We start from the raw sequence: 24,118 nt of genomic DNA, 5'->3' as shown, positions 1-24,118 counted from the left end.
TGAATTATATATTATTGCAGTCTTTTCAGGCTACCCTGTTTCGTTCTCGTCTTGGAGTAGGCTATAGCGAGCAGTGTTCCGATGACCGCCACCGTTACGATGTTGGACGCCCCGGCGATCAGCCCCTGGGTGAAGACCTTGTTAGCCGGTTCCGCGTAGATGAGAATGTCCAGCACCGGCGCTACCAGGAACCAGGCAATGGCGTTGGCAATAATCTGCGCGAGATTGAAGGCAAGGATCTCCTTCCGGCCGAACTCCCCATCCCTGATCGCTATTCTGGCTGCCAGCAGCCCGATAATCAGTCCGACCAGTCCCGAGGAGATGACCCAGCTGAACCAAGGGGAGCCATAGAATATCGCATCCTTCAGTATGTGCCCGATCAGTCCGATGAAGAGCCCCGCAACCGGTCCGTATAGAAGCGCAAACAGTGCCAGAAGTGCATATGTAGTCTCAATGTTGGTATTCGGAATACCCGAAGGAATGGAGCCGAACCTCCCCAGTATTACGAACAACGGCGAACCGATGCCGATTGCCACAATCGTTTGAATGGATAATGCCTTGTGCTTAGCCACCTGCTTCATCTCCCTTAATGGACTTTATAGTACGCTTTTTCCGAATTATACATCGGTTTACTCGGGATTACTATAGGGGAGAGCAAATTTATATCCGTACCGTTTATACATAAAAAACCTGAACACCGCCGCAGAGGCAATGTCCAGGTCTAATGATCTTACTAATAGCAGCATCCAGTACAGTACTATTTCACTGAAACAGATACCGTCACTGTCTTGGTACCCAGCTTGCCTTTAACCGAAGTGGTTCCTTTGCTTACCGCTGTAATCTGCCCGGAGGAATTCACTTTAGCCACAGAAGGCTTGGAACTGGTCCAGACTACGCTTCCTGTGACAATAGCACTCTTCCCTGTATCATACAATGCGGTTACAACTACGCTTTTGCCTGCACCCGGTGCAAGGCTCAGCTTATTCTCACTGACCGTAATCTTCATTAGCTTCGGCACCACTGAGATTTTGACAGTAGCCGGAATTCCCTGGTAAGAGCCATTCAAGGTTGCTGTACCTTCAGCGATTGCTTTAACCGACGTTCCCTTCACAGAAGCCACATCCGGATTTGACGAAACCCAGTTCATTCCGCCCGAGAAGTTCGCAGTTTTGCCGTTTGAGAAGTATCCGGTGACCTTAATCGTCTTGGAGCCTTTGATATTCATCTCAAGCACAGCCGGTTCTACGACGAGCTTCACAACCTTCTGCTCAATCGTTACCGGAACACTGATCGTCTTATTGGAATACGTACCTTTGAGTGTTGCCGAGCCTTTGACCAGACCTTTAATGGTCTTGGCAGCTGCCGATTGCTTGAGAACCGCGTTGCTTCCGCCCAGTTCCCAGACAATAGTGTCTGTCACATCGAGCTCATCACCGTTCTCCAGTACGGCCTGAACCGCCGGGAGCGGCGTTTCTTCACCGATGACCAGACCCAGTGCATCTTCCGGTCCAATCAGGACAAGCACTTTATTCTTAACTGTAACTTTGAGCTCAACGGTCTTGGAGCGGATCGCAGTAGCAGAACCTGCAGTTACTGCACCTGCTTTGATCTTGCCCGTCAGGGTAGCCGTACCTGCCTTACCGCCGGTAAGCTTCCCGTCCTTAATCGAGACAATCTCTTCATTGGCGGAGGTCCACTCGATTTCATCGCTGATATCCAGCTTGGTTCCGTCATACTTCGTTCCGCTTACCTTCGGCAAGCCGGCGGAGTCTGCTGTGTATATTTCCTGTTCTGTCTTCTCGAGGGTCAGCTCCGTCAGGGTTGGATAGACCGTTACCTTGAAGGTTTTGCTGATTCCGAGGTGATCTGCTTTGATGACAGAAGTTCCTACCGCTTTGCCTGTCACTGTAGCAAAAGCATTGCTGGCATCGGTAACATTGGCAACTACCGTAGCTGCCATCAGGTTGTCCGAGGTCCAGGTAGCTGACGCCGTTTCGTTCGTGGTCGAATTGACCGCATTACGCATCTTTGCCGTTACATTTAGACTTTCTCCCAGGAAAATGGACTGGTCGCCGGATGGTGTCAGCAGGAGCGCTTCATAAGGCGCCCGCACATAGACGTCAACGGACTGTTCCACACCCAGGTAGCTTGCTGTAATGACAGCCTTACCCACGCCATGAATAGTAATCATGCCGTCTTTTACTGTAGCTACGCTCTCGCTTGAGCTGCTCCAATCTGCCTCTTTCTCGATAGGGAGCTCATCACTCACCGCTGTAGCTTTGGTTACTGCTTTCAGCTGCACCGGGTTGTCTCCAACCAGCATTTCAAGCTCTTTGACTTCCGCACCGCTCACTTTGTCTTTAAGCATGATTGCCGAATAAGGAAGCTCCACAACCGCCTTGAAAGTCTCGGTTAATCCCTTGTACTTGGCAGTAACTGTCGCCGTTCCTTCGCCAACCAGCGTAATCTTACCCTCTGTAATTGTCAGTACGCCTGAATTCGAGCTGCTCCAGTCGGCGTCCTTCGTCACATTTTTCTCTTCAGTGGCTGATTCGCCGCCCTTGGCCGTTGCGGTAACCAGGAGTGAGGCTTCTTTGTCTCCTAGTTTATAGCTGCCCTCCGTGCTGCGTTTCAGTGTCAGATCTTTATACGGATACGTAACAGATACCTCAACAGTATCTACCGCATTATTACTATAAGTAGCTGTAATCATTGCCGTCCCGTAAGTAAGCGGCTTGATCTGACCGTTAATTACGCTGACAACTTCATTCTTGGAGGAGGTCCATGTGGCGGATGCCGTCACATCCCTCTTGGAGGAAGAGCCTTCTACATTGGCGTATACCTTAAGCTGCTTCGGTGTCTGGCCAACGGTTAGCTCTATTTTGTCAGAGCTGTCGATTTCAATAGAGTTGATGTCTCCAGCAGCGGCAAAGACGTTTACCGGAAAAGCTGCAGCAACGAGCAATATCATAATGAGGAGCGTTTTTGTCATTTTCCTGTACACGGTCATCTGTTCTCTCCTTAGACGGTCTTATTATCGGTGGTCTTTTACCACACTCTTCCACTATATCGACAAATGGAGCCCAAGTCTTTACCCCATTTTCAGTTAATTTTCAGTTTCTGCTGAATTCAGGTCTTTATAACTATAAAAATTGTGCTCTATATCTATACATTTAGTCCGGCAGGCAACCGCCAAAGGTAGTAGATAAAATACCTAATTTGCACCATTGTCTGAAATTTACATTTTCGATATGGTATTTTATAACATCCTCACTCTATGTATCTCCCCATCCGCATTTACTTCAATGAGAGTCTCTGCCAACTTCCTATAACAGTGTATTGCGTATGATCATTCATTAGGGTTCGCGGATAAAAATGCAGAGGAGGATTATCATGAAGCGGCTTGCTCAACTGGATTCCATACGCGGACTGGCTTCACTGTCTGTTGTGCTTCATCATCTGTGGCAGTCTGCTCCGGTATTGCCGGCTGTATTCTATTATTCCCCGGCCCGGATCTTCATCGGCGGACATCAGGCCGTCATCCTCTTTTTCATCCTTAGCGGTTTCGTACTCGCCCTACCGTTCCTGAGTGGCAAAACTGCCCCATATTCCGCCTACATCATCAAACGGATCTGCCGGATCTATCTTCCCTATCTTGCGGCTCTGATTCTTGCTATCCTCGCCGCCAGCCTGCTGCATAACAAGTCAGAGAGTCAGGTAGGCTCATTCTTCTACTTTTTCTGGCAGAACGGGTTCAGCCTCCGGCTGATTGCCGAGCATCTGACGCTGCTCACTAACTTCAATACCAACGCCTACAATACCGTCATCTGGTCTCTGCTCCATGAGATGCGGATCTCCCTGATTTTCCCGCTGTTAATGCTCCTAGTGCTCAGGCGCGGCCTGGTGTTCAATCTGCTCATTTGCCTCCTGCTGAACATGGCCAGCGCAGCCAATGATATCTTCGGCCTGGAGTCCAGCAGAGGATTCCACACTTCATATCTGGACACCGTCTATTACACCTCGTTCTTCATCATCGGCGCCTTGCTGGCCAAGCACAGAACTGAACTGATGAGCCTCTGCCGGCGTGCCGGACAGCTGTACAAGGCGGCCGGCCTGGCCGCAGCCATCCTGCTCTATGCCTACTCCCGTCTCCTCTCCGACAAAATTCATCTGCCGTTCAACCGCGTTATCGACGACTATGGGATCACTCTGGCTGTGGCATTCTTCATCATCCTGGCACTTACTTCAGCGCAGCTGATCAAGCTGCTCTCGCTGAACTTCATCAGCTTCCTTGGTAAAATCTCATACAGTCTCTATCTCTACCATTTCATCGTATTCCTCACTCTGGCCTACACCATCCAGCCTTATATCCCCTACTGGCTGTTCGGCCTGCTTACACTGGCTCTTAGCATTCTGGCGGCTACAGCAAGCTATTATGGGGTGGAGAAGCCGGCTATGGCTCTCGGACGGCATCTCAGCAGCTATGTCACCAGACCCCGGGCGGGACGTTCCGCGCTGCACAAGGCACCTGAAGCTGAGGCTGTGACGCAGCAGATCTGATTTCTTGATACCGGCAGGCGGTTTGGGTCAGTAGACTAGTCAGCTATCGATCAGGAAGCAAAAAGGGGGAGCCCTTAGAGCCGTTACCGGCTCTTGGAGGCATCCCCTGAGTGTTGTTCATACTTGCGTACGCTTACGCGCGGCGCGGTTCTGCTGTGGCTCTGCTCACACTGACAAGCTCACCGCGGCATTCATTTACACCAGCTTCTGTCACCTTCACCTCGCAGAGCTCGCCCTGCAGCGAATCATCGCCGCTGAAGAGAATCTGCAGATAGTTGTCGCTGAAGCCGTGCTGAATGCTGCGTCCCGGTGATCCCTTGGCTGCACGCTCAGGAATGACGGACAGTGTTCTGCCGACGAATTTCCGGGCATAAGCCAGCTGCATCTCCTCAGAGAGGTCAATCAGCTGCTGGACACGCTCATTCTTGATCTCTTCATCCACTTGGTTCAGCATCCGTGCTGCAGGCGTACCGGTCCGCTTGGAATACGGGAACACATGCATCTCGGAATAGTTGACCGCCTTCATGAAGTCATAACCGGCGCGGAACATCTCCTCGGTCTCGCCCGGGAAGCCGACAATAACGTCGGTTGTAATGCCTACATCCGGCATCGCCTGGCGGATCAGCTGCATTTTGGCATAATACTCTTCGGTCGTATATTTACGGCGCATGGCCTTCAGCACGTCGTTATGTCCGGCCTGCAGCGGAATATGCAGATGGCGGCACATCTTGGAGCTGCGGTTCAGCACCTCAAGCAGCTTCTCATCAATCTGGCTGGCTTCAATCGAACTGATGCGGACCCGCTCCAGGCCATCCACCTGATCCAGCTCCCACAAGAGATCGGCCAGACGGTAATTCTCCAGATCATCGCCGTAGCCTCCGGTATGAATCCCGGTCAGGACAAACTCCTTATATCCCGCCTCCACAAGCTGATGTGCCTGGGCGACAATCGATTTCGGATCACGGCTGCGCGACAGCCCGCGCGACCAGGGAATGATGCAGAAGGTGCAGAAGTTATTGCAGCCGTCCTGAATCTTCATGAATGCACGCGTCCGGTCAGCGAATCCGGGAACATCCAGCTCCTCGAACTCCCGGGTCTTCATAATGTTGCGGACCGCATTCACGGGCTGGCGCGATTCCTGGATATTCTTCACATGGGTCATGATCTGCTCGCGGTCCTGGTTGCCGATGACCAGATCGACGCCGGGGATGTCGAGAATCTCTCCGGGCGAGGTCTGCGCATAGCAGCCGGTTACAGCGACGATCGCTTCAGGATTGCGGCGCACCGCGCGGCGGATCATCTGCCGGCTTTTTTTGTCGCCCGTATTGGTCACCGTACAGGTGTTGATGAGGTAGACATCGGCGGAGCCTTCGAAATCCACCTGTTCGTACCCTTCATTTTTGAACAGCTGCCAGATGGCTTCTGTGTCGTAGAAATTAACTTTACAGCCTAATGTATAAAATGCTACGGATGGCATTGTTTAAGCTCCTCCCATTTCTCCGGATTCATATAGAATGCAGGCGGCGGCGACCATACCTGCGGTTTCACAGCGCAAAATGCGCGCTCCCAGCCCTACGGAGACCGCACCGGCCTCTTCGGCCGCGCGGCATTCCTCCGGACTGAAGCCGCCTTCCGGTCCGACAACAATCATTACCTTCGCAGTAGAATCCTGCGGCAGTGAGGACAGCCAAGGCGCGGCTGCGCTGCGGAGCTGCAGCCCTTCTTCTTTTTCATAACAGAAATAGACCGCGTCATACTCACTGAAGCTCTTCAGCAGCAGCTTCCAGCTAAGCGGCGAATGCACTTCCGGAACGATATTCCGGTGAGCTTGTTCAGCGGCCTCCTTGCAGATTTTGCGCCAGCGCTCTACCCGCTTGCTCTCCTTGCGTTCATCATACTGCACAATCGTCCGCTCGGAGAGGAACGGGGTGAAGGCAACCGCACCGATCTCGGTACATTTCTGGATCACCGTCTCCAGCTTGTCCCCCTTCGGAAGGCTCTGGGCTACAGTAATCTTAATCCGCGGCTCGTGGGTCATGGCCAGGTTCTCCAGTATGCTCACGGTTACGAGGCCAATCTCTATTTCAGCGATCTCAGCCAATGCCTCGCGGGAAACGCCGTCGCTGACGATCAGCTTATCCCCTGCCTTGCCGCGCATCACCTTGGCAATATGCCGGGCATCTTCGCCGTCAATGCTTACCTTATCTTGGCCGAACTGCGCCGGTGTTACGAAATAACGCTGCATCTTTTATCATCATCCTGTCTCTTATTCAGCGTAAAAGCGGCGGCGTTCCCGTCAAATCAGGTCCCGGCCGCCGCTTCACTCACATGATTAAACCTCGAAAATACCACGTTATATTGTACAACGTTTAGAGCTGCATGAACATCCCTCAATCTGGATTCTAGCCGCCGAATAATCCGAAAAAGAATTGCACGGCTCCGGCGCTCATTTGATTGGCCCAGTTATCCAGCGGTGTAATCGTGTAGGCACGCAGACCCGGGATAAACAGAATCAGCAAAAAGATGAAGACCGCCCACTGCTCATACTGCTGCAGTCTCCCGCGGATCGGACGAGGAGCCAGATCCTCCACGATCCGGTAACCATCCAGCGGCGGCAGGGGAATCAGGTTGAACAGGAACAGGAAGAAGTTAAGTTGAATGAAAATGCCGAAGAACCAGTAAATAGCCTGAAGCACGCGGTCATTGCTGATAGACTCCAGCACTCCGGTCGCCGCCAGAGCCGAATAAATCATTGCTCCGAGGAACCCCAGCAGCAGATTGCTGATCGGACCGACCGCAGATACGATAACGCCCATCAGACGGGGGCGGCTGAAATTGTCACGGTTGACCGGAACCGGCCGCGCCCAGCCGAATCCGGCGACCACAAGCAGAATAATTCCGAAGAAATCGAAATGCACCGCCGGGTTCAGGGTCATACGGCCGAGCAGGCGTGCTGTCGGGTCCCCGAACTTATTCGCAAAGTAAGCATGGCTAAACTCATGTACTGTAAAGGCGATCAGCAGGGTAATGAGCAGGAACGGAAGCTGTTCCAGCGGCATTCGTATAAAGCTTTGCAGAAATTCCATCTCTACCTCTTTCCGGCTGTGAACGCCACCCAATCTTCTTCACGGGTTACTTCTATAATCTCGAAACCGGAAGACTTCAGCGCTTCCGCTACAAGTCCTTCCTTATCCTTGTAAATACCGGAGGTGATGTAGATTCCTTCCGGCTGGAGTGCACGGTACACATCATCTGTGAACAGCACAATAATCTCGGCGAGAATATTCGCTACAACAACCCGCACCGGCAGGGTAACTCCCAGTCCCTCAGCAGCCGGAGCAGCGGCAGGAATAGCTGCTTCCTGTCCAGCCTGTTCAGCAGTATAGCCCGGTCTGGCCGAAGGCCACATATCTCCGGCTGTAGTATCTGCCGCCCGTTCTCCGCCGAGCAGGGAGAGCAGATCGCTCTCCTTAACCGTGATGGCAGCCTCAAGCCGGTTCAGCGCCACATTCTCACGGGCACTCTCCACCGCCACCGGGTCGAGATCCAGGGCGAGAACGGATTTCGCGCCCAGCAGCACAGCGCCTACGGCAAGGATGCCGGAGCCTGTGCCGACATCAATTACTTCATCGCCGCTGGCGATATGCTTCTCAAGCGCGCGCAGGCACAGCGCCGTCGTCGGGTGCGTCCCCGTTCCGAAGGCCATGCCGGGGTCGAGCTCGATAATCTTTTCGTCCGGGGAGGCCGGGGTATATTCTTCCCATGTAGGCTTAATGGTCAGCCGTTCCGATACGCGCAGCGGCTTGAAGTACTGCTTCCAGGCATGGGCCCACTCATCCTCATCCACCGTCTTCCAGGAGATCAGTGCTTTGCCGGGATTGATTCCGAACCCTCGCAGCTCTTCCACCCTTGGCGTTACCTCCGCCACAATCTCGTCCATTGCCGCCGTTTCGGCATAATAGCCCTTAATTACCGCTTCCCCCTCGGGGATGTCATTCAGCGGCTCATCGTATAATTCACCATAACGGGTATCCCGTACTTTATTCAGCGTTCCGGATTCCTCAATGGAAACTCCGCCCGCACCGGCCTCATACAGCAGATTGGATATCATCTCCTGTGCTTCCTCCGTTGTATGTACCGTCAGTTCGTGCCATAGCATGTTAGTAAATCCTCCTGAAAGTTTGGTAGCATATGCTCCGTTGGTTCTGCTTCGCAAAACTTGCTTCGAAAGCATAAGCTTAGTTATGAGAGCCCAGTCTCCCTGAAATCACTCCGCGTAACTGGATTCGAAAGCGCGGGCTTAGTTGTGTGAAGCATATCTAGGATAGTATAGCATTTCTTACCCGTGCAGCGCCAAACTGCGGGTCAGATCCCTTAATCCGTCACACGGGTGCGGCAAAAGCAATCCAGTACATGATCGTCCACCATCCCCGAGGACTGCATGAATGCATAACAAATGGTTGAACCGACAAACTTCATTCCCTTGCGCTTCAACGCCTTGCTCATGCTGTCAGACTGCGGAGTGGTAGCGGGAACCTCCGCTCTGCTCTTCCATTGATTCACCACCGGCGTTCCGCCGATGAAGCTCCAGAGATATTCTCCGAAGCTGCCTTCCTCCCGGACAATCTGCAGATAGGCCTCCGCATTGCGGATGACCGCATTAATCTTCAGCCGGTTGCGGATAATCCCCTCATTCTGCATCAGCTCGGCTATCTTGTCCTCCCCGTACAGCACAATCTTCTGCGGATCGAAGCCATCGAAGGCTTCGCGGAAATTCTCCCGCTTCTTCAGTACCGTATACCAGCTCAGTCCGGCCTGCATGCCCTCCAGCATCAGCAGCTCGAACAGCTTCAGATCATCATATAGCGGCTTGCCCCATTCCTCATCATGATAAGCAATATAAACAGGGTCCTCATTCACCCAGGCGCAGCGTGTTATCGTCAAGTCTTGTTCTCTCCTTATTCACTGAAATGGAAATTCAGGATAGTTGTATTATGTACAATTAAAAACAGCGAAAAGGGATGCTTGGCACTTATAAGTGTAGTCTGTACAACTAAATCTGCCCAATGGGCGATAATCCGTCTACATAGAGCTGTTTAATTGTATGAAATACAACTAAACGGATAATCGGTGGAAAATCAGACGTTTTAGTTGTACAAAGTGCACTTAAGTATACCGCATATCCCGTAATGGGGTCACGGCTAACCCTTTATATTTATCTACTGCGAGATCCGTCCGCCAAATGACGCGCCCGCTAGCTTACGGCATAAAAAGAGCAGCCCCGGCCGGGCTGCTCTTCCTAATTGGACTCGTATATTCCTATACTCGCTACAAAATGCTGCCTATTATTCCATGAGCTTATCCATAAGGCGGAGGGTCATCACTACCGATTCGGCGCGGGAAGCCGGTTCCTCCGGCTTGAACTGTCCATTGCCTTTTCCCGTTACGATACCTGCTCCCGCAAAGGCATTGATAGGCCCTGCTGCCCAGCCCGCAGTGACGTCAGAGAATGGAACACTATCGCTGCTCACATAATTCGTCAGACGGGACAGCATCGTCACCATCTCCGCCCGGGTGATCTCCTTCTTGGGATGGAAGGAGCCATCGGCGTACCCGGTGATCACTCCGTTGTCTTGAAGTGCACTAATGGCTTCCGCGGCCCAATGCCCCCGCGTATCCGAGAAGCCGGTGCCGCCTGAAGGGCTCAGGCCAAAGGCCTTGAACAGCATCGCTGCAAACTCAGCGCGGCTTACTTTGGCGTCAGGGCGGAAGGAACCATCCGCGTAGCCGGTTATAATCCCCATCCGGGCCGCACGTTCAATGAATGCGGCACTCCACAGAGCTGCAGGAGTATCCGGGAATGTAACTGCAGGAGCGAATTGCCCTTTTGCCATGATCGCTTTTACCTTATCAAGATCTACTCTGTCGTTGAACACAGGCTTCGTCACGGTTGGCAGCGTCGGCTCCATAGTTACAGCCGGTGTCGGTGTTATAGCTGGAGTGGAGGTTGCCGTTGCTGCCGGAGTCGGAGTTGGCGTTGACGCTGGCTTTGGAGTTGCTGCAGGTACCGCGCCTCCGTCATTGTTGCCTGTAGCCGCCGTTACGGAGACCTGAATTTCCTTCTTCACTCCTCCGTATGAAACTGTGATCATCGCCGTTCCTGTACCCCCTGCTGTGACTACACCCGCTTCGCTCACAGCTGCAACCGAAGGATTGCCGGAGGCATATTTCGCTTCCAGGGTCTTAAGGGCTGTAGAAAGGTCGGAATATTTCGCCGTTACCGCTATGCTCTGCGTTTGACCTGCCGTCAGGAAGATGGATGCAGGAGTCACCTCCAAGTCTACCACTGCCGGTGCGGAAACCTCCGTAATCACAACCGGAACCGCAACGGACTTGCCTCCGAATGAAGCCGTTACCGTTGCTTCGCCTGCCGCAACGCCCGTGATAACCCCTTTGTCCGAGACGGAAGCAATAGCAGGGTCCGAAGATAGCCAAATGACTTGATCCGTGACCACCAGCTTCTCTGCATGATCATATACTGCCGTTATTACAGAAGCTGCGGTCTGGCCAACTTGGAGCCTATGAGTGCCTGGATCAGCTGTCAGTTTCAGCAGAACAGGAGCCGTGCTTTCCGCCTGAACCTTTACAGCAATGCTGACTGCCGGCAAGTTTCCGTATTGTGCTTCGATTGTAGCACCGCCTGCTGCTACCGCGTGAATCACGCCTGCGGCATCTACCGTAGCCACATTGTCATTGGAGGAAGTCCACATCGCTTCACTAGTGACATCTGCTGTGGACTTATCGCTATACGTAGCGGTGAGAACTGTCGCGCGTTCCTCCCCGGCCTGCAATGTCAGCTCCGTAGGCGATACCGCCACGGAAGTCACCGTAAGCTCATCCTTCTTTTCAATAATATAATTGTCTATTAATGCATCGCTTTCTGTAGTACGGGCCTGGATGGAGATTTTGTCATGGCTGACTTGAATGGCAGAATACACCGGAACGTCCTCGTCAAACATGAAGTTGAGATACTCATACTGCTTACCATCATAGAATTTCCAGCCGGAGGCGCCCCCGTCCAGATAGACCGTTCCGCGCTCGCCGTTTAGCAGCGGCTTTCCTCCATTCATCGGATAGGTGCGCGCATACACATGGTCATGGCCTTCCAGCACCAGATCTACTTTCAGTTCCTCCAGAACTGGTGCAAAATACGTTTGCGTGTATTCAATTACATTCCCGCGCCCATCTTCGGTATGATAAGCAGGCTTATGGAACATTACAATTTTCCATTTTTTATCACTGGCCTGAACATCCCCGCGCAGCCATTCGGCTTGCTTAGCCATGGTCACTTCGTCTGCCTCGGAGTTCAGCACAATGAAATGCACCTCGCCTGAATCGAAGGAATAAGCGTAATCCTTCTGAATGTCCGGGCCATTCTCCGGCAGATCCAGCCCCTTGGCAAAAATTTCCTTGCCTTCACCCTTCACATCATGATTCCCCATCGTGTAGCCTGAAGGAAGGGAGGCGGCATAGACCGAAGAAGCTTCCCAGAACTGGTTCCACTCATTCAGGATTCCTCCGTCGTCAACCATATCGCCGCCGTGCATCACAAATTGGGTATCCGGATAACGGGTTAGAGCATCACTAATCAGCTGCTGATAGATTTCAAGCCCATTATCTCCTTTGGTATGTGAATCAGTTACGAATACGAAAGAAACGGGAGTTTCCGGTGCTGCATCCAGCGTCTTGTATTCGTACCAGGCACTCCAATGGCCTTCATAGCCCACCCGGTAATGATAAGCCGTACCCGGCTCCAGGCCGGTAACCAATGATTTGTGGAACTTTATTTCGCCCAGCGGCCCGCCCTCCACTTCATGGATGACCTCCACTTCGGTAAGTGCAGTCTGCTCTACCGCCTTTGGCTGAGCACTGTCCGGCCCATTGTCCACCCAATCGCTGTTCTTCACATATTGAATCGAAGTTGCTTGAACTCTGGGGGCCGTCTGCCAGCCCACGCTCAGCATCGTACCCATATCTTCGGTAACAAAGGTCTGGACATATTTCGGATCGTCTCCGCCGAACTGGGTCACAACGTTCATGCTGAAGCTCTCACTGGTGCCGCCATCCTTGACCGCCTGCACTTTCCAGGTGCCGACTGCAAGATTGGCCAGCGAAGTATGAATTTCACCCTTGGCATCCGTCAGTCCCAATCCTTCGGTAAGGCTCTTCTGCTGTACATCGGCAGAGGCAATATAGCCTGTCCCTGTTCCATCCGGAAGATATACCTTGACGAATCCGGAGGTGCTTCCTGCTGTAGCGAAGAATTGCCCGTTGTTCTCTGCTGTAAGCAGCACGGCGGACGAATGATCAGCGCTTGTATATATACTCGAATTGGCGGCTGTTACCGTCACATAGGTCTGAGGGCCGCTTACATCGGTAAAATCAATCTCCGCCCCTTCAACCGGAGCTCCCGCATGGGTAGTAACGGTGATGATATTCTTCGTTTGCAGGCCCGATCCCTTGACGGTTAAGGCATACGGGAAACCAATCTTATAATTAACGGGAGAAGCAAACGAGCTTACAGCGGTCCCGCTGCCATAACCAAAACTGCCTTCCGCCATGGTGAACTGCTTGTAGGTCTCGCCACGTTCCATTTTTGCGGACCGGCTCACAGCGAAATCGATGCTGGCCAAGGCATCCGCAGAATCTCCCTGCAGTCCTTCTGCGCTAAATTCAACATAACCGCCTGTATTGTCGATGGTGCTCTGGATGTTGCTTAGTCCGTCACGAGCGTGCACAGCCTCCGCCTGCAGCGTCTGCGGGTCGAACTTAATCTTGGTCAACACGCTGGTTGCTCCGCCGGTATTCTTCGCCGCCAGCTTCAACCGGTAAGTCTCGTTGCTGACCGCTTCCTCCGGCGCTTCCAAGGTGAGCATCGCCCCATGCTCAATTGTAAAAGCATACTCTGCTGAAGCCGGATTACCCGCCAGATCCTTCACTTCAGCAACCACTTGATGATAACCGCCATCCAGCGGCACCTCCGGGTGATATGTGATTGCCTTAGTATCCAGATCGTAAGCGTAAGCGGCCGGTGCAACGGACTGGCCATCCACAGTTAATTGGATCGAGTCTGGGTCAATGCCCGACTCCGCATCATCCGCCGACAGGATGATGTCGGATACGGGAGCAGTCAAGATTTGATCCGGTGCAGGTGAAACCGGAGCCAGCACGGGAACATCCATATCCTCATCCGCCGGCTCATCATAAATAAGTCTGACGTCATCGATCCAAATGGAGCCTTTGTTCTTTTTGCTCATTTGCCGTTCTTTCATCTGGAAGTAGAACGCCACGGTACCGGGCAGCGTCAGATCACTCCCTATCTCGGCCTCGACATATTTCCAGCCGCTCCAGTCTATCCCTGTCTCTTCGCTCCTCATCTCATACGTTTTGGACTTTCCGGTGGCTGAAACATAGAACTTGGAGGTTAGGCCATGCCCTTCGTTATTGGCATAAATCCACATGCCGATTTTGTGGGGCGTTCTGCCTGTCAAGGCTAACTGGGTTGCAGGCCCGACTGCAACCTGGGAGGGATTATCGGTTATGCCGATAAAATCATAATCAATCCGCAAGGATTTTGCCCCGTCACGGACGTATTTCGGATCACTTTCAAGCGCCATATTGCCGCTGTAGATGCGCGCACTGTCAAACGTCAAGTCTGCCAGGCTCACCTGTTCAAAATCCTCCAGCATAACGACACCGTTAGGCTCAGCCGGATCCCCATACACGGTCGATGATGAGAAGGAGGGTGGAATGAACGGGATCAACACCGACATTGCCAATATCCCGGTTAATACTCTCTTTACAAGCGGATGCTGCTTACTCACTGCCTGCCACGCTCCTCGTTGTCTGTTCTTGTTCACCTGGGACAAGTTATTCCAGCATAACGCGGCAACGTATTCGTGAGATCATCGCAATGTAAGCACAATAAATACTTCAGCCCAATTTTCCCGGTGTCTCCTAAGAAAAAAAGGCGTCCGCCCCTTTTCAGGTTTGGACTGCCTTTTAAGGCTGCAATTGCACCCGCGTCTCTTTGTCCGGCTCGTTGGTGGAGTAGAAGAACATGTATATAGAAGCTTCTGTTCCTTTGAAGTCCTTATACACATCAATGCTGTGGTTTTTTCCTTCTCCCCGGAAGTTCACTGTCACTATTTTACCTAAGATCCGGTCTTTACCTATTCCGATATGTGTCTGATTCACGCCGCCAAAATGGGGATCATCGCTCTTCATCTCCACATAGAGATCTGCGCCCTGCATATAGTAGGTCCACTGTACCGGATAACCACCGGTTTCCCGGATCAGCGTCTGCTTCTCGCTGGAGATATTGGTCAATTGGAGTGGCACCTTATCGTCCCCATGCCGGGTAACTTTATATTTCCCTACAAGTGTCATTGGCGTCGTCTTTATAATCTCAAGATCTGCCGGCCGTTCGAAACGCAGGGTTGTCAGCTCCCTGTCCCCGGTTGTCGAATACCATGCTCCGCCCTCCAGCTTCCGGCCGTCCACCTCAAGTGCATATTTAACATACGGCAATTCAGCGAATTTAGCTTTGCTCCGGACGGACACACGAATTTGCGTAGGCGTTACTACCATTTGCTCAATCGTGTTATCTGTGTCTCCCGCTTCCAGCGGCAGATCCAGCGCTGTTTTGATTGTGGCGTCTGCCATCTTCTTCTTGCTCAGTTCCAGATCAAACGTCCAAGGACCGTCTATATTGCGTTCCAGCTTGGTATAGCTGAGCTTATACACTGTATCAGCCTTGGGGACGTCATCCGGCTTGTAATACTGAAGCGAGGTGTATTCCCCGTTGTCTCCCGGCTTGCCAAAAGCACCTGATTGAGAATTCCTGACAAGCTCTCCGTCTCTATAGGCTATGATTTGCGGGAAAGCTAAGTCCTTCGCTTCCGAATTATTAAAGACTGCAGCCGTGGACAGCATCAGACGTTCATTCCCCTCCTTAAAGGGTTGAACACTGAAGGATTCCAGTCCATCCCGGTTCACAGGGAAGCTCTGCTGCTGCGGTGAATCGGTATCCAGGTTCAGATCGACCTCCTGCTGTGAATACGACTCGATTCTCTCTGCCGTCAGGCTCACCTTGACCGTCTCCTGATCCGGCGTCCAATTCGACTCGAAATACCCGTTATACCGTTGATTCTTCTCGTCCCATTGCTGATAATTGTATTCCATTTCATCGCCGTTCCCCTTTGCATCCTTAAGGGACATGCCTTGGATATTCCATATTCCGCTTTCCCTGTCTGCACCGACATCCAGACTGTACAGAATCACCGTCCGGTTCTCATCGGTGAGCGCCGTATGCAGCGTCAGGGTTACTCCATCCTTAGTGATCGTCTGTCCAAGCGGCTGACCCAGATTCTGCGCCAGCGCGGCCTGTACACCGCCTCTATCTCTGAGCAGGATGCCCCAGTCATATTGCACAGCAGCATATACCGGTACAGCCACCAGCAGGGCGCTGAGCGAAGCAGCGATGGTGAACTTGCGCCAGCTGCGGTGGCGGTGCGGAGCTTGCGCCTCTGCATCGGTTCTGCTTACTGTACCAGCATGTCCGGCCTGCTCCATCCGTCCCCACATTTCCTCAAAATCAGGATACAGAATTTCGTTATCGTCATTTAAGCGACGCTTTAGCAGTGCTTCGGTTCTGTCCATACTGCTCTTCCTCCTTAGCTATAATCTGAACTCCCTTATCCTCCAGAATTTTCTTCATCAGGCGCAGCCCCTTGTGCTGCCTGGATTTGACCGTTCCCAGCGGAATAGCCAGCATACCGGAAATTTCATCCATACTGAAATCATGCATATACCGCAGTGTCAGTACAGCCCTGATCTTTACCGGAAGACGGGACATATATCCGGCCCATTCCAGCTTCGTTTCCTTTTGCTCCGCCAGCTTCTCTACCGGGGGCTCCGGACTCTCCTTGAACAAATGCAGATTAGCCATCAGCTTCTGCTGCAGGCTATTCCTGCGTTTCAAGTGATTCAGGCAGGTATTAACCGTGACCTTCATAATCCAGGCCTTCAAATGATCTATGTTCTGCCACTGGCTGCGGAAGAGGGTAATGAACACCTCCTGACACAGATCCTCAGCATCGGCAGCATCGTGCACCATGTAATAGCAGGTCCTGTATACTTCCTTGCTGTAGGTTTGGAACAATTCCCTGTTGCCCACCTGAGCATGCCTCCTTTCTTGTTTGGACTACCCTATATAACAACCGGGGGCTTCAAAAGGTTCATTTTCTACTCACAATAAGCAAAAAAAGCATGTCTCCACGTAAATGCCCGGGATACATGCTGTAAAAGCAAATTCTATGCGGAACTGGAACAGTATTCGGAGGAAGCAACCGTCAGACGATGTTCATTACTTCACGCGCCTGATTGTCCAGTTCCTGTGCGGAAGATGCAATCAAAGTGAATTCATTCAGGGCTACCTGAATCTGCTGCTGGCTCACACCCACATTCTCCTGAACCAGGTTAAGTCCGTTAGTTATTCTTCCCACTTCCTCTGTGATGGCCTGGACACTGTCTCGAACCTCCGTGATCTGGTCCTGAACCATTGCGGACAGCTTTCTTACTTCCTTGGCCACTACGTCGAATCCCCGGCCGAACTCACCGGCATGAGCAGCCTCAATAGCCGCATTAAGCGCAAGCAGGTGGGTCTGTGACGCAATATTACGGATTGTCTGCACAACGCCGTGAATGGCCGCTGCCTGCGTCTGCAAATTCAGCAGCGTATCGGTATTTTCGCTCGACACTTCGGCAATTTTATCAATACTCACCAACAGATCCTGACTGCGCTCAATTCCTTTTTCCGCACGCTGATTCAGGCTGTCAGCCATTTCCTGCATCTGTTCCACTACACGGTTCATATTATTCTGTCTGCCCGTGATATTGGTCGCCACCTTCGACACGCCAATGACATGCGTATCCGTCTCATCAAACACCGGCATATACGTGGCTTCAAGCCAGACTGATTCCCCGTCCGCGTCCATCCGTTCGATTTTATCCTGAAAGCTCCGGCCCGCAAACAGGTTCTCCCAGAATAGCTCATAGCCGGGACTGTTCACGAAAGATGGGAAACACAGCTCCTTGTGCTGCATTCCATACATGTCCTCAACCCTGTATTTCATCGAACCGGCAAACACCTCATTTACATACGCTACCCGGCGGTCCAGATCAAATCGGATCAATGCGAGATTTTTTTCCAAAGCTTTGACAACCAGTTCGTCTGTAACTACTTGGGCTGATAGATTCTCCATTATGACTACTCCCTATAAATCTCAATTTTTATCCGGCTTTTTTGTTTGTTTTGGTATTCATCACTTTACTCATATTAACGGATGTCCGGGCAGTTTGGATTATATTAATGAATTAAAAAAATCAGCGTAAATGAAGCATCTGCATAAGTAAGCCTGTCCGGATGCCAGTCACGGTCCAGCTATACAGACAGCCCCACCCCCGGCTGGCGGAGAATGGGACTATCTTTCTTGGAATGGGGTTATGCGTCTGGTGAGAAATCAACCGATGTGGCCTTCTTCATATATGTACAGATTCCGCACTATTTTCTGGGTCCGTAATCCCCGATCTTAATTCCCCATACACTATCCTTCTGGTACGCAGCCGCTTCCTGCAGATCCGGGAGCCTGGCATCCTGGGGATAATGGCGCTCCAGATACTGGACGAAAGCCCGGCGCAGACCAATCTCATTCTCCAGCTTATTGAACTCATTAGGGTGCTTCTCCATTTCGGCAAGTGAAGTCTCCCAGCCTTCCAGATCAGCAGCCTCCGATTGTCCGGTGCGGACCTTCGCGGTAAGCTCCCGAAGCTCCCGGTAAGCCTTTTTTACTTTGGAAGAATAGACTTGCTTCTGGTTCAGGAAGGTTAGCAGCGCAACCAGCAACGCCAGTCCAATCCATAAAATAACAGTATCCACTTCAGTACCCTCCCGGTTTGGCATGTCTCTTCATTATACACGGCTGCGCACAAAAACACCCCACTTCTGTGGGGCATCTTTGGCAACAGTATCAAGTTCACATTATAAGGAAGGTTTCCGCTATTCCTTCTTCAGAATCTCCTCCAGCTGTCTTTTATCAGCCTCCCGGGAGCGATCCATTGCCTCTATATCATCGTGATCCGCTTCAGCCGCTGAGAATTCAACATCCTCTGCCTTTGCCTCATAGAGCATCTTCAACTTTTCCGTCTTGGAGAAAATTTTCGAGTTTTCTCTGTCCACCTTTAATCAGCCTCCCAAGTAGTGTTATCTGACAATCAAATCATCCCGCCGGCTTCCTCAATGAGTGACAGCGCCTGATCGTAAATAGCCGAATCTACAATTACAGTCAGCAGAATATTTCTGCCTGTCGGTCCGCCATCCCCGCCGTGACTCATCCCGCTGCCGCTCGTATGCGATGCAGAGAGGATGCCCGTATGCTCGCTGACTGCGGTCATGGAATCCATACTTGCCAAATTGCCGGTGACCGGATTCACTCCGGACTGCAGCCCGCTTCCGCCAAATCTGCTGAATCTGTCAATGGAGACCTCTTCTACCCGCAGCGCCTGAAGCTTGCGTGAGACCCCTTCCGCTTCCTCCGGAGCCCTAAAGTACGCCAGTATATATCTTTCCAAGACCGTATCCCCGCTCTCTTGAAATTCAAGCTCTTAGTTGTACATGTATATGTTGTCTTGGCAACGCCATTTTTATGCTTTTTTTTCAATAGCCCAGTATATTAATCGGATTTCGACAATTTATTCAGTACTTTACCGTAATATGGTACTAAAGTAGTATATTCCAATCTGTAAATTGACTGTAAAATAAATGTAATTTTCACAATTTATTTTTCTTCGAAGCAGTTAAGCCACTCGGAAGGGAGAGAACCGGTTTATAAGGTTGCTGTAATGAAAATCAAATACTACTGGGGAGGATATTAAATGTTCAAACGCTCCATTCGCAAATTTGGCATAGCCACTGCAAGTTTTAGTCTAGCGGTTTCCATTCTGCTTCCTTCCGCATCTTTCGCAAGCAGCACTTCGTTTTTACCGGCAGCACCGGATCTCAAGAATCATGTCTCTCTGCTTAACTCCAGGTTAGGCAACACCCCGGACTCCTTAAAATCATCCATCCAGAACTACACTTCAGCATTAAACTCCAAACCGCAGAATTATGCGGGCAACATCACCACTTCAGCGCCTGTAACTTTCATTGTCCAATTGCAGAACGACCCGGTCAAAGTAGCTGAGAACCAGGGCGCCAAGAGTAAAGCACCTGCTTTACAGCGCAATATTCTCCGCACGGAGCATAACAGCTTCGCTGCCGCTGCCGCTGCGATCGGTGCCACCACCGGCCATGAATACACGGAAGTGTTTAACGGCTACTCCGTAACTCTGCCGGGTAATCAATTGGACAAGCTGCTCACCTTGCCGGGCGTGAAGGCGGTCTTCCCGAACCAGAAGGTTCATGCGCTGGAGACTGCAACAGATACCTCCACTCTTACCGAGACTCTCAAGGATACCGTGGATGCCACTAAGGTCGGAAACGGAAATATCTTCGGTTCTGATGAACTGAATGAGGATGGCATCACTGGTGTAGGAATTCAGGTTGCCGTAATCGATACCGGTATCGATCCTACTCATCCTTACCTTGAGGATTTTTATGAGGATGGTCACGGTTATGATGTCGTCGATGGTGATCCAAAGCCATACGAAACAGCGCCTGATCCAGATTTCGAGCCAATCAACGGCAATCCTTATGAGACGGCTCACGGCTCACACGTATCCGGTATTATCAAGAGCGTAGCTCCGGGTGTTGAGCTTTATGTGTACCGCGTGCTCGGCCCATATGGAAGCGGCACAACGGACGACGTTATTGACGGCATTGAAAGAGCCGTTGCTGACGGCGCTGACGTTATCAACCTCTCGCTCGGTTCAGATGTGAACCAGCAGTATTCGCCTGATGCCATCGCAGTAGATAACGCTGCTGATGCCGGTGTCACCGTTGTACTGGCCGCAGGCAACGCCGGTCCCGAGGCGGAAACCGTCGGAACACCGGGCGGTGCACACCGCACCATATCCGTCGCCGCTTCTACGACACCTGCTGATGTTACTTTTATTAAGGTGGGTGTTACCGACATTGTCTATGGTATCCAGGCGTCTGAAGCTGGATTTCCCGAAGAATTCAACGGCTTGGAAGTTGTCTATGCAGGACTTGGACTTACCGTTGATGATTATAAGAATGCAGATGTTGAAGGTAAGATTGCTATCGTTGACCGCGGAACCAACACCTTCGTGAACAAATCAGCAAATGCCCGCTCAGCAGGGGCTGTCGGCTTGCTGATCGCTAACAACAGAGCAGGTGAGCTCAATGCCGCTACTGATGCTACCGGAGTCCCTACTTACGGCATTACCCAGGACGAAGGCAAGGCGATCAAGGCTGAACTGGCTGAAGGCCGTAATACGCTGTCATTCGAAGTTGGTCCAGATAAGGACAACCTTATTGCCGGTTTCAGTTCGCGCGGACCTGCACTTCCGGACTTCACCATCAAGCCGGATGTATCGGCTCCGGGTGTAGCCGTGAATTCATCAGTACCGGTATGGGAAAGCGAAACCGGCTACGCCAAGTTCAACGGAACCAGTATGGCCAGCCCTCATGTGGCCGGGGCAGCTGCGCTGCTGCTGAGCTCAGGTAAAAAGGCTAATGGACAGGCGTTAACCCCGGATCAAGTTAAAATCCTGTTAGCCAATAATGCCACTTCGCTTACAGACCGTAATAATAAATATTACAGTGTATACGAGCAGGGTGCAGGGCTGATTAACCTGCCTAAGGTGCTGAAAGCTTCCGCCATCGCACGTGTCCCTGAGGTGCTTGACACTAAACGTCCGGAAACTGAGATACCTAAGGTTAAATACGACACAGGTTCCTTGTCCTTTGGACTGGTTACTGCGGCGTCCACTGTGACTAAGACCGTGTATGTGGATTCCCTGAATGGAGAACTCAACACTTTCAATATTGATGTGGAATGGCGTACTTCATCACATGAAGGTATTGAGTTCGCAAATCTTGAAACCTCTATCAAAGCAGGTAAATACTTCCAGGTACCTCTGACTGTAGCTACGAAAGCTGTAAGCGGAAAGTACGAAGGTGTACTGACGCTAACTTCAGGCACAGAGACTCTGACTCTGCCATTCAGCGTGGTAGTAGGGGAGCAGTACAAACCAGACACAATCACGAATTTCGAAGTCGGTGCAGAGAATTTCGAGTTCATTTCACCTAACGGTGACGGGCTTCTGGAGAGCACCTACCTGACCTTCTCTGTAAATGAAACGGTAGAAAACCTTGCGCTGGAAGTTGTCTCACTGGATGGTTCTACAACCGTTGTCGGAGATGTGTATGCCACAGGGCAGAAATTCTACCCGGGCCTCTATGAAGAACCGGAATGGACTGGCATCGTTGATGTTCAGGGTGAGTCTTATGTATTGCCTGACGGCATATATTCCATAACCCCTGTACTGGACGGCGGAACGACCCGGTTCGATGACCTGTCTGCTATTGTTATTATTGACCGGGAAGCACCGGAAGTCAGCGGTGCAACAATAACGGAGCACGCCCGGACGAACGAGCAGGGACCGCGAAGTGCAACCATTAGCGGTGTCATTGCTTACGATCTGATGTTCGAGCTTATCGATGAACAGACGGATCCGAATGAACTGCTTGCAGTATCTGCAGCCTATGAAGAACCCGATGGTACTGTAAAAGAAGCGGATGGCTATATTGATTCCAACGGTTACTTTGAAATTGAGGTTCCTTTGACCGAGGGCTTGAATCAGTTCTATCTGTACGCTTACGATTACGCATCAAACGGTTGGCTCGATTATGCTCAGCTTCTGCGCTACAACACAGATCAGACAGTTGCAACGGTCTCACCTACAACTTCCAGTGCGACTGTTGAACTGGGCACTTCAATCACCATTGATGCCGGCTTCTCCGTAACTGAGAATGTGTACGGTATCTACGGAGCCACTTTCAATTTGCTCTACAGCAATAGCCTGTCTCAGCCAAATATCAAGTCAAGCGTACAACTGGCAACCTATCAGGAAACTCATTTCCCTGGTGTACCGTTGCCTGAGTATACGAACCTGATTCATTTGGAGGACGGACGCGATGTCCAGCAGTATGGCGTGCATGTAACAGACGGAGCTTACGATGGAATTGGTACCGGATCCTTAGGACAGTTCACATTTACTCCGACTAAAGCCGGAACTTATACCTTTGAATTATCGGATATCAAGCTTTGGAGCGACAATTACTCGGCGACAATTCCGGCAGGTTCATCGACTGTGAGTGTTGTCGTGAAAGAACCATCATCAAGTTCAAGTAATCCATCACCATCTCCAACTACACCAACAGCAGCTTCAGGCACTACTGCGGCCTCCGGACAGCTTACTGTAACAGCTGATCCTGCAGGTGGTAAGCCTACAGCGAGCCTGGCTGTTTCCGACTCCATTCTGGATGCGGCATTGAAGAGTGCCGTGAATAACAATGTCGTACTGAGCATCACTGATGTAGACTTCTCCAAATACGGACAAGTAAGCATTGTGCTCACATCTGCCCAGGCGGACAAGCTGAAGAGTTCCGCAAGTGCACTCAGTCTGAACGGCAAGGGATTCTCCCTAACCATTCCGGCTGGCACACTTCCGGACTTCATTACCGCCAGCGGCCTAACCGTCACACTCGGTTTGCATGAGGAAGCGGATACCGCTCCGTTAAGCGGCAGTACCGGAAGTATTGATATCGGCTCCTCCTCACTGACCCTCAAGAACGGCTGGACCACAAGCAAGCCTGTATTTGTACAGCTTGCCCTGAACCCTGACGGCTTGAAGGATGTCCGCAAGACAGGGGCTTATAAAGAGTCTGCTGAAAACTCTTGGAGTTATCTGCAGTCCGGAACTATTCCGGCAGACGGCCTGCTGCAGTTCAGCATTACCGGTGACGGCACCTACACTGCTGCCGCCCGTAATACCAGCTTCTCCGATATCGGCACACACTGGGCCAAGGATGCCGTCGAAGTTCTTGCCGCTCACGGTATCGTAGCCGGTAAAGGAACTACCGCCAGCTTCAAGCCTGCTGACAGCCTAAATCAGGCTGAGCTGTTGACTCTGTTCGACCGTTTGCTCGGCAAAGGTGACACCTGGACAACACACATCAAGGAAAGCGGCTCCCGCGATGTCCTGACCCGCGAAGAAGCAGCGGTAATTCTGGCTGAGGCACTCGGTGCCGATGTCACTTCCTCTGCGCTGACCTTTAAGGATGCAGGTTCTATCTCGGCTAACGCTAAGAACGCAATCGCTTATGCAGTAAGCAAAGGTTACCTCCAAGGTGTAGGCAACAACACCTTTAACCCGAAGGGTACCCTGACCCGTGCCCAGGCTGCTGTCATCCTGGAGCGTGTGCTCGAGGATCTGCGTAAACAGTAAAGACAAGTAATCTGTGTAGTAACTA

At 51.6% G+C, this 24,118-nt stretch carries 16 protein-coding genes; 2 read left to right on the top strand and 14 right to left on the bottom strand.

Annotation, left to right across the window (positions count from 1 at the left end; translation table 11 throughout):
- Positions 1-11: 11 nt before the first annotated feature.
- Together NSQ73_RS06095 and NSQ73_RS06090 are read right to left on the bottom strand one after the other, a co-directional pair.
- Positions 12-581 carry an ECF-type riboflavin transporter substrate-binding protein gene (locus tag NSQ73_RS06095; RefSeq protein WP_340985733.1) on the bottom strand — a complete coding sequence of 190 codons (570 nt, stop codon included), beginning with the start codon at positions 579-581 and terminating at the stop codon, positions 12-14.
- Between the two features lie 176 nt (positions 582-757).
- Positions 758-3,010 carry an Ig-like domain-containing protein gene (locus NSQ73_RS06090; RefSeq protein WP_340985732.1) on the bottom strand — a complete coding sequence of 751 codons (2,253 nt, stop codon included), beginning with the start codon at positions 3,008-3,010 and terminating at the stop codon, positions 758-760.
- Between the two features lie 383 nt (positions 3,011-3,393).
- Between NSQ73_RS06090 and NSQ73_RS06085 the strand changes: the two genes are divergently transcribed.
- On the top strand, positions 3,394-4,560 hold the full coding sequence (locus NSQ73_RS06085; protein WP_340985731.1) for an acyltransferase family protein: 1,167 nt from the start codon (positions 3,394-3,396) through the stop codon (positions 4,558-4,560).
- A gap of 133 nt (positions 4,561-4,693) precedes the next feature.
- Here the strand turns inward: NSQ73_RS06085 and mtaB are convergent, their stop codons facing one another.
- From mtaB to NSQ73_RS06025, 12 genes are all read right to left on the bottom strand, one after another.
- Positions 4,694-6,037 carry a tRNA (N(6)-L-threonylcarbamoyladenosine(37)-C(2))-methylthiotransferase MtaB gene (gene mtaB / locus NSQ73_RS06080; protein ID WP_340985730.1) on the bottom strand — a complete coding sequence of 448 codons (1,344 nt, stop codon included), beginning with the start codon at positions 6,035-6,037 and terminating at the stop codon, positions 4,694-4,696.
- Between the two features lie 3 nt (positions 6,038-6,040).
- On the bottom strand, positions 6,041-6,805 hold the full coding sequence (locus NSQ73_RS06075; RefSeq protein ID WP_171720976.1) for an RsmE family RNA methyltransferase: 765 nt from the start codon (positions 6,803-6,805) through the stop codon (positions 6,041-6,043).
- Positions 6,806-6,962: 157 nt separating this feature from the next.
- Complete coding sequence (locus NSQ73_RS06070; RefSeq protein ID WP_340985729.1) at positions 6,963-7,646, bottom strand: site-2 protease family protein; 684 nt, start codon at positions 7,644-7,646, stop codon at positions 6,963-6,965.
- A 2-nt stretch (positions 7,647-7,648) separates the two neighbouring features.
- Positions 7,649-8,719, bottom strand: a complete 1,071-nt coding sequence (prmA, locus tag NSQ73_RS06065; RefSeq protein ID WP_340985728.1) for a 50S ribosomal protein L11 methyltransferase — start codon at positions 8,717-8,719, stop codon at positions 7,649-7,651.
- 215 nt (positions 8,720-8,934) lie between these two features.
- Positions 8,935-9,498 carry a DNA-3-methyladenine glycosylase I gene (locus NSQ73_RS06060; protein ID WP_445669656.1) on the bottom strand — a complete coding sequence of 188 codons (564 nt, stop codon included), beginning with the start codon at positions 9,496-9,498 and terminating at the stop codon, positions 8,935-8,937.
- A gap of 407 nt (positions 9,499-9,905) precedes the next feature.
- Positions 9,906-14,444, bottom strand: a complete 4,539-nt coding sequence (locus NSQ73_RS06055) for an S-layer homology domain-containing protein (protein WP_340985726.1) — start codon at positions 14,442-14,444, stop codon at positions 9,906-9,908.
- A 178-nt stretch (positions 14,445-14,622) separates the two neighbouring features.
- On the bottom strand, positions 14,623-16,281 hold the full coding sequence (locus NSQ73_RS06050) for a DUF4179 domain-containing protein (protein ID WP_340985725.1): 1,659 nt from the start codon (positions 16,279-16,281) through the stop codon (positions 14,623-14,625).
- On the bottom strand, positions 16,241-16,738 hold the full coding sequence (locus tag NSQ73_RS06045; RefSeq protein ID WP_445669655.1) for an RNA polymerase sigma factor: 498 nt from the start codon (positions 16,736-16,738) through the stop codon (positions 16,241-16,243). The genes NSQ73_RS06050 and NSQ73_RS06045 overlap by 41 nt, the downstream gene beginning before the upstream one ends.
- Positions 16,739-16,973: 235 nt before the next feature.
- Complete coding sequence (locus tag NSQ73_RS06040) at positions 16,974-17,885, bottom strand: methyl-accepting chemotaxis protein (RefSeq protein ID WP_340985723.1); 912 nt, start codon at positions 17,883-17,885, stop codon at positions 16,974-16,976.
- Positions 17,886-18,184: 299 nt separating this feature from the next.
- Positions 18,185-18,559 carry a hypothetical protein gene (locus NSQ73_RS06035; RefSeq protein WP_052422052.1) on the bottom strand — a complete coding sequence of 125 codons (375 nt, stop codon included), beginning with the start codon at positions 18,557-18,559 and terminating at the stop codon, positions 18,185-18,187.
- Between the two features lie 120 nt (positions 18,560-18,679).
- Entirely contained in the window at positions 18,680-18,859 is a 180-nt protein-coding gene (locus tag NSQ73_RS06030; protein WP_039300782.1) for a YfhD family protein, read from the bottom strand.
- 35 nt (positions 18,860-18,894) lie between these two features.
- Positions 18,895-19,251, bottom strand: a complete 357-nt coding sequence (locus NSQ73_RS06025) for a hypothetical protein (protein WP_171720967.1) — start codon at positions 19,249-19,251, stop codon at positions 18,895-18,897.
- A gap of 303 nt (positions 19,252-19,554) precedes the next feature.
- On the opposite strand from NSQ73_RS06025, the gene NSQ73_RS06020 reads away from it, so the two are divergent.
- Positions 19,555-24,093 carry a S8 family serine peptidase gene (locus NSQ73_RS06020; protein ID WP_340985722.1) on the top strand — a complete coding sequence of 1,513 codons (4,539 nt, stop codon included), beginning with the start codon at positions 19,555-19,557 and terminating at the stop codon, positions 24,091-24,093.
- Positions 24,094-24,118: the final 25 nt, after the last annotated feature.

The organism is Paenibacillus sp. FSL R10-2736 (genome assembly GCF_038000245.1).
GTDB classification, from domain to species: Bacteria; Bacillota; Bacilli; order Paenibacillales; family Paenibacillaceae; genus Paenibacillus_AQ; species Paenibacillus_AQ phytohabitans.
This window is presented reverse-complemented; position numbering and strand designations above follow the sequence as displayed.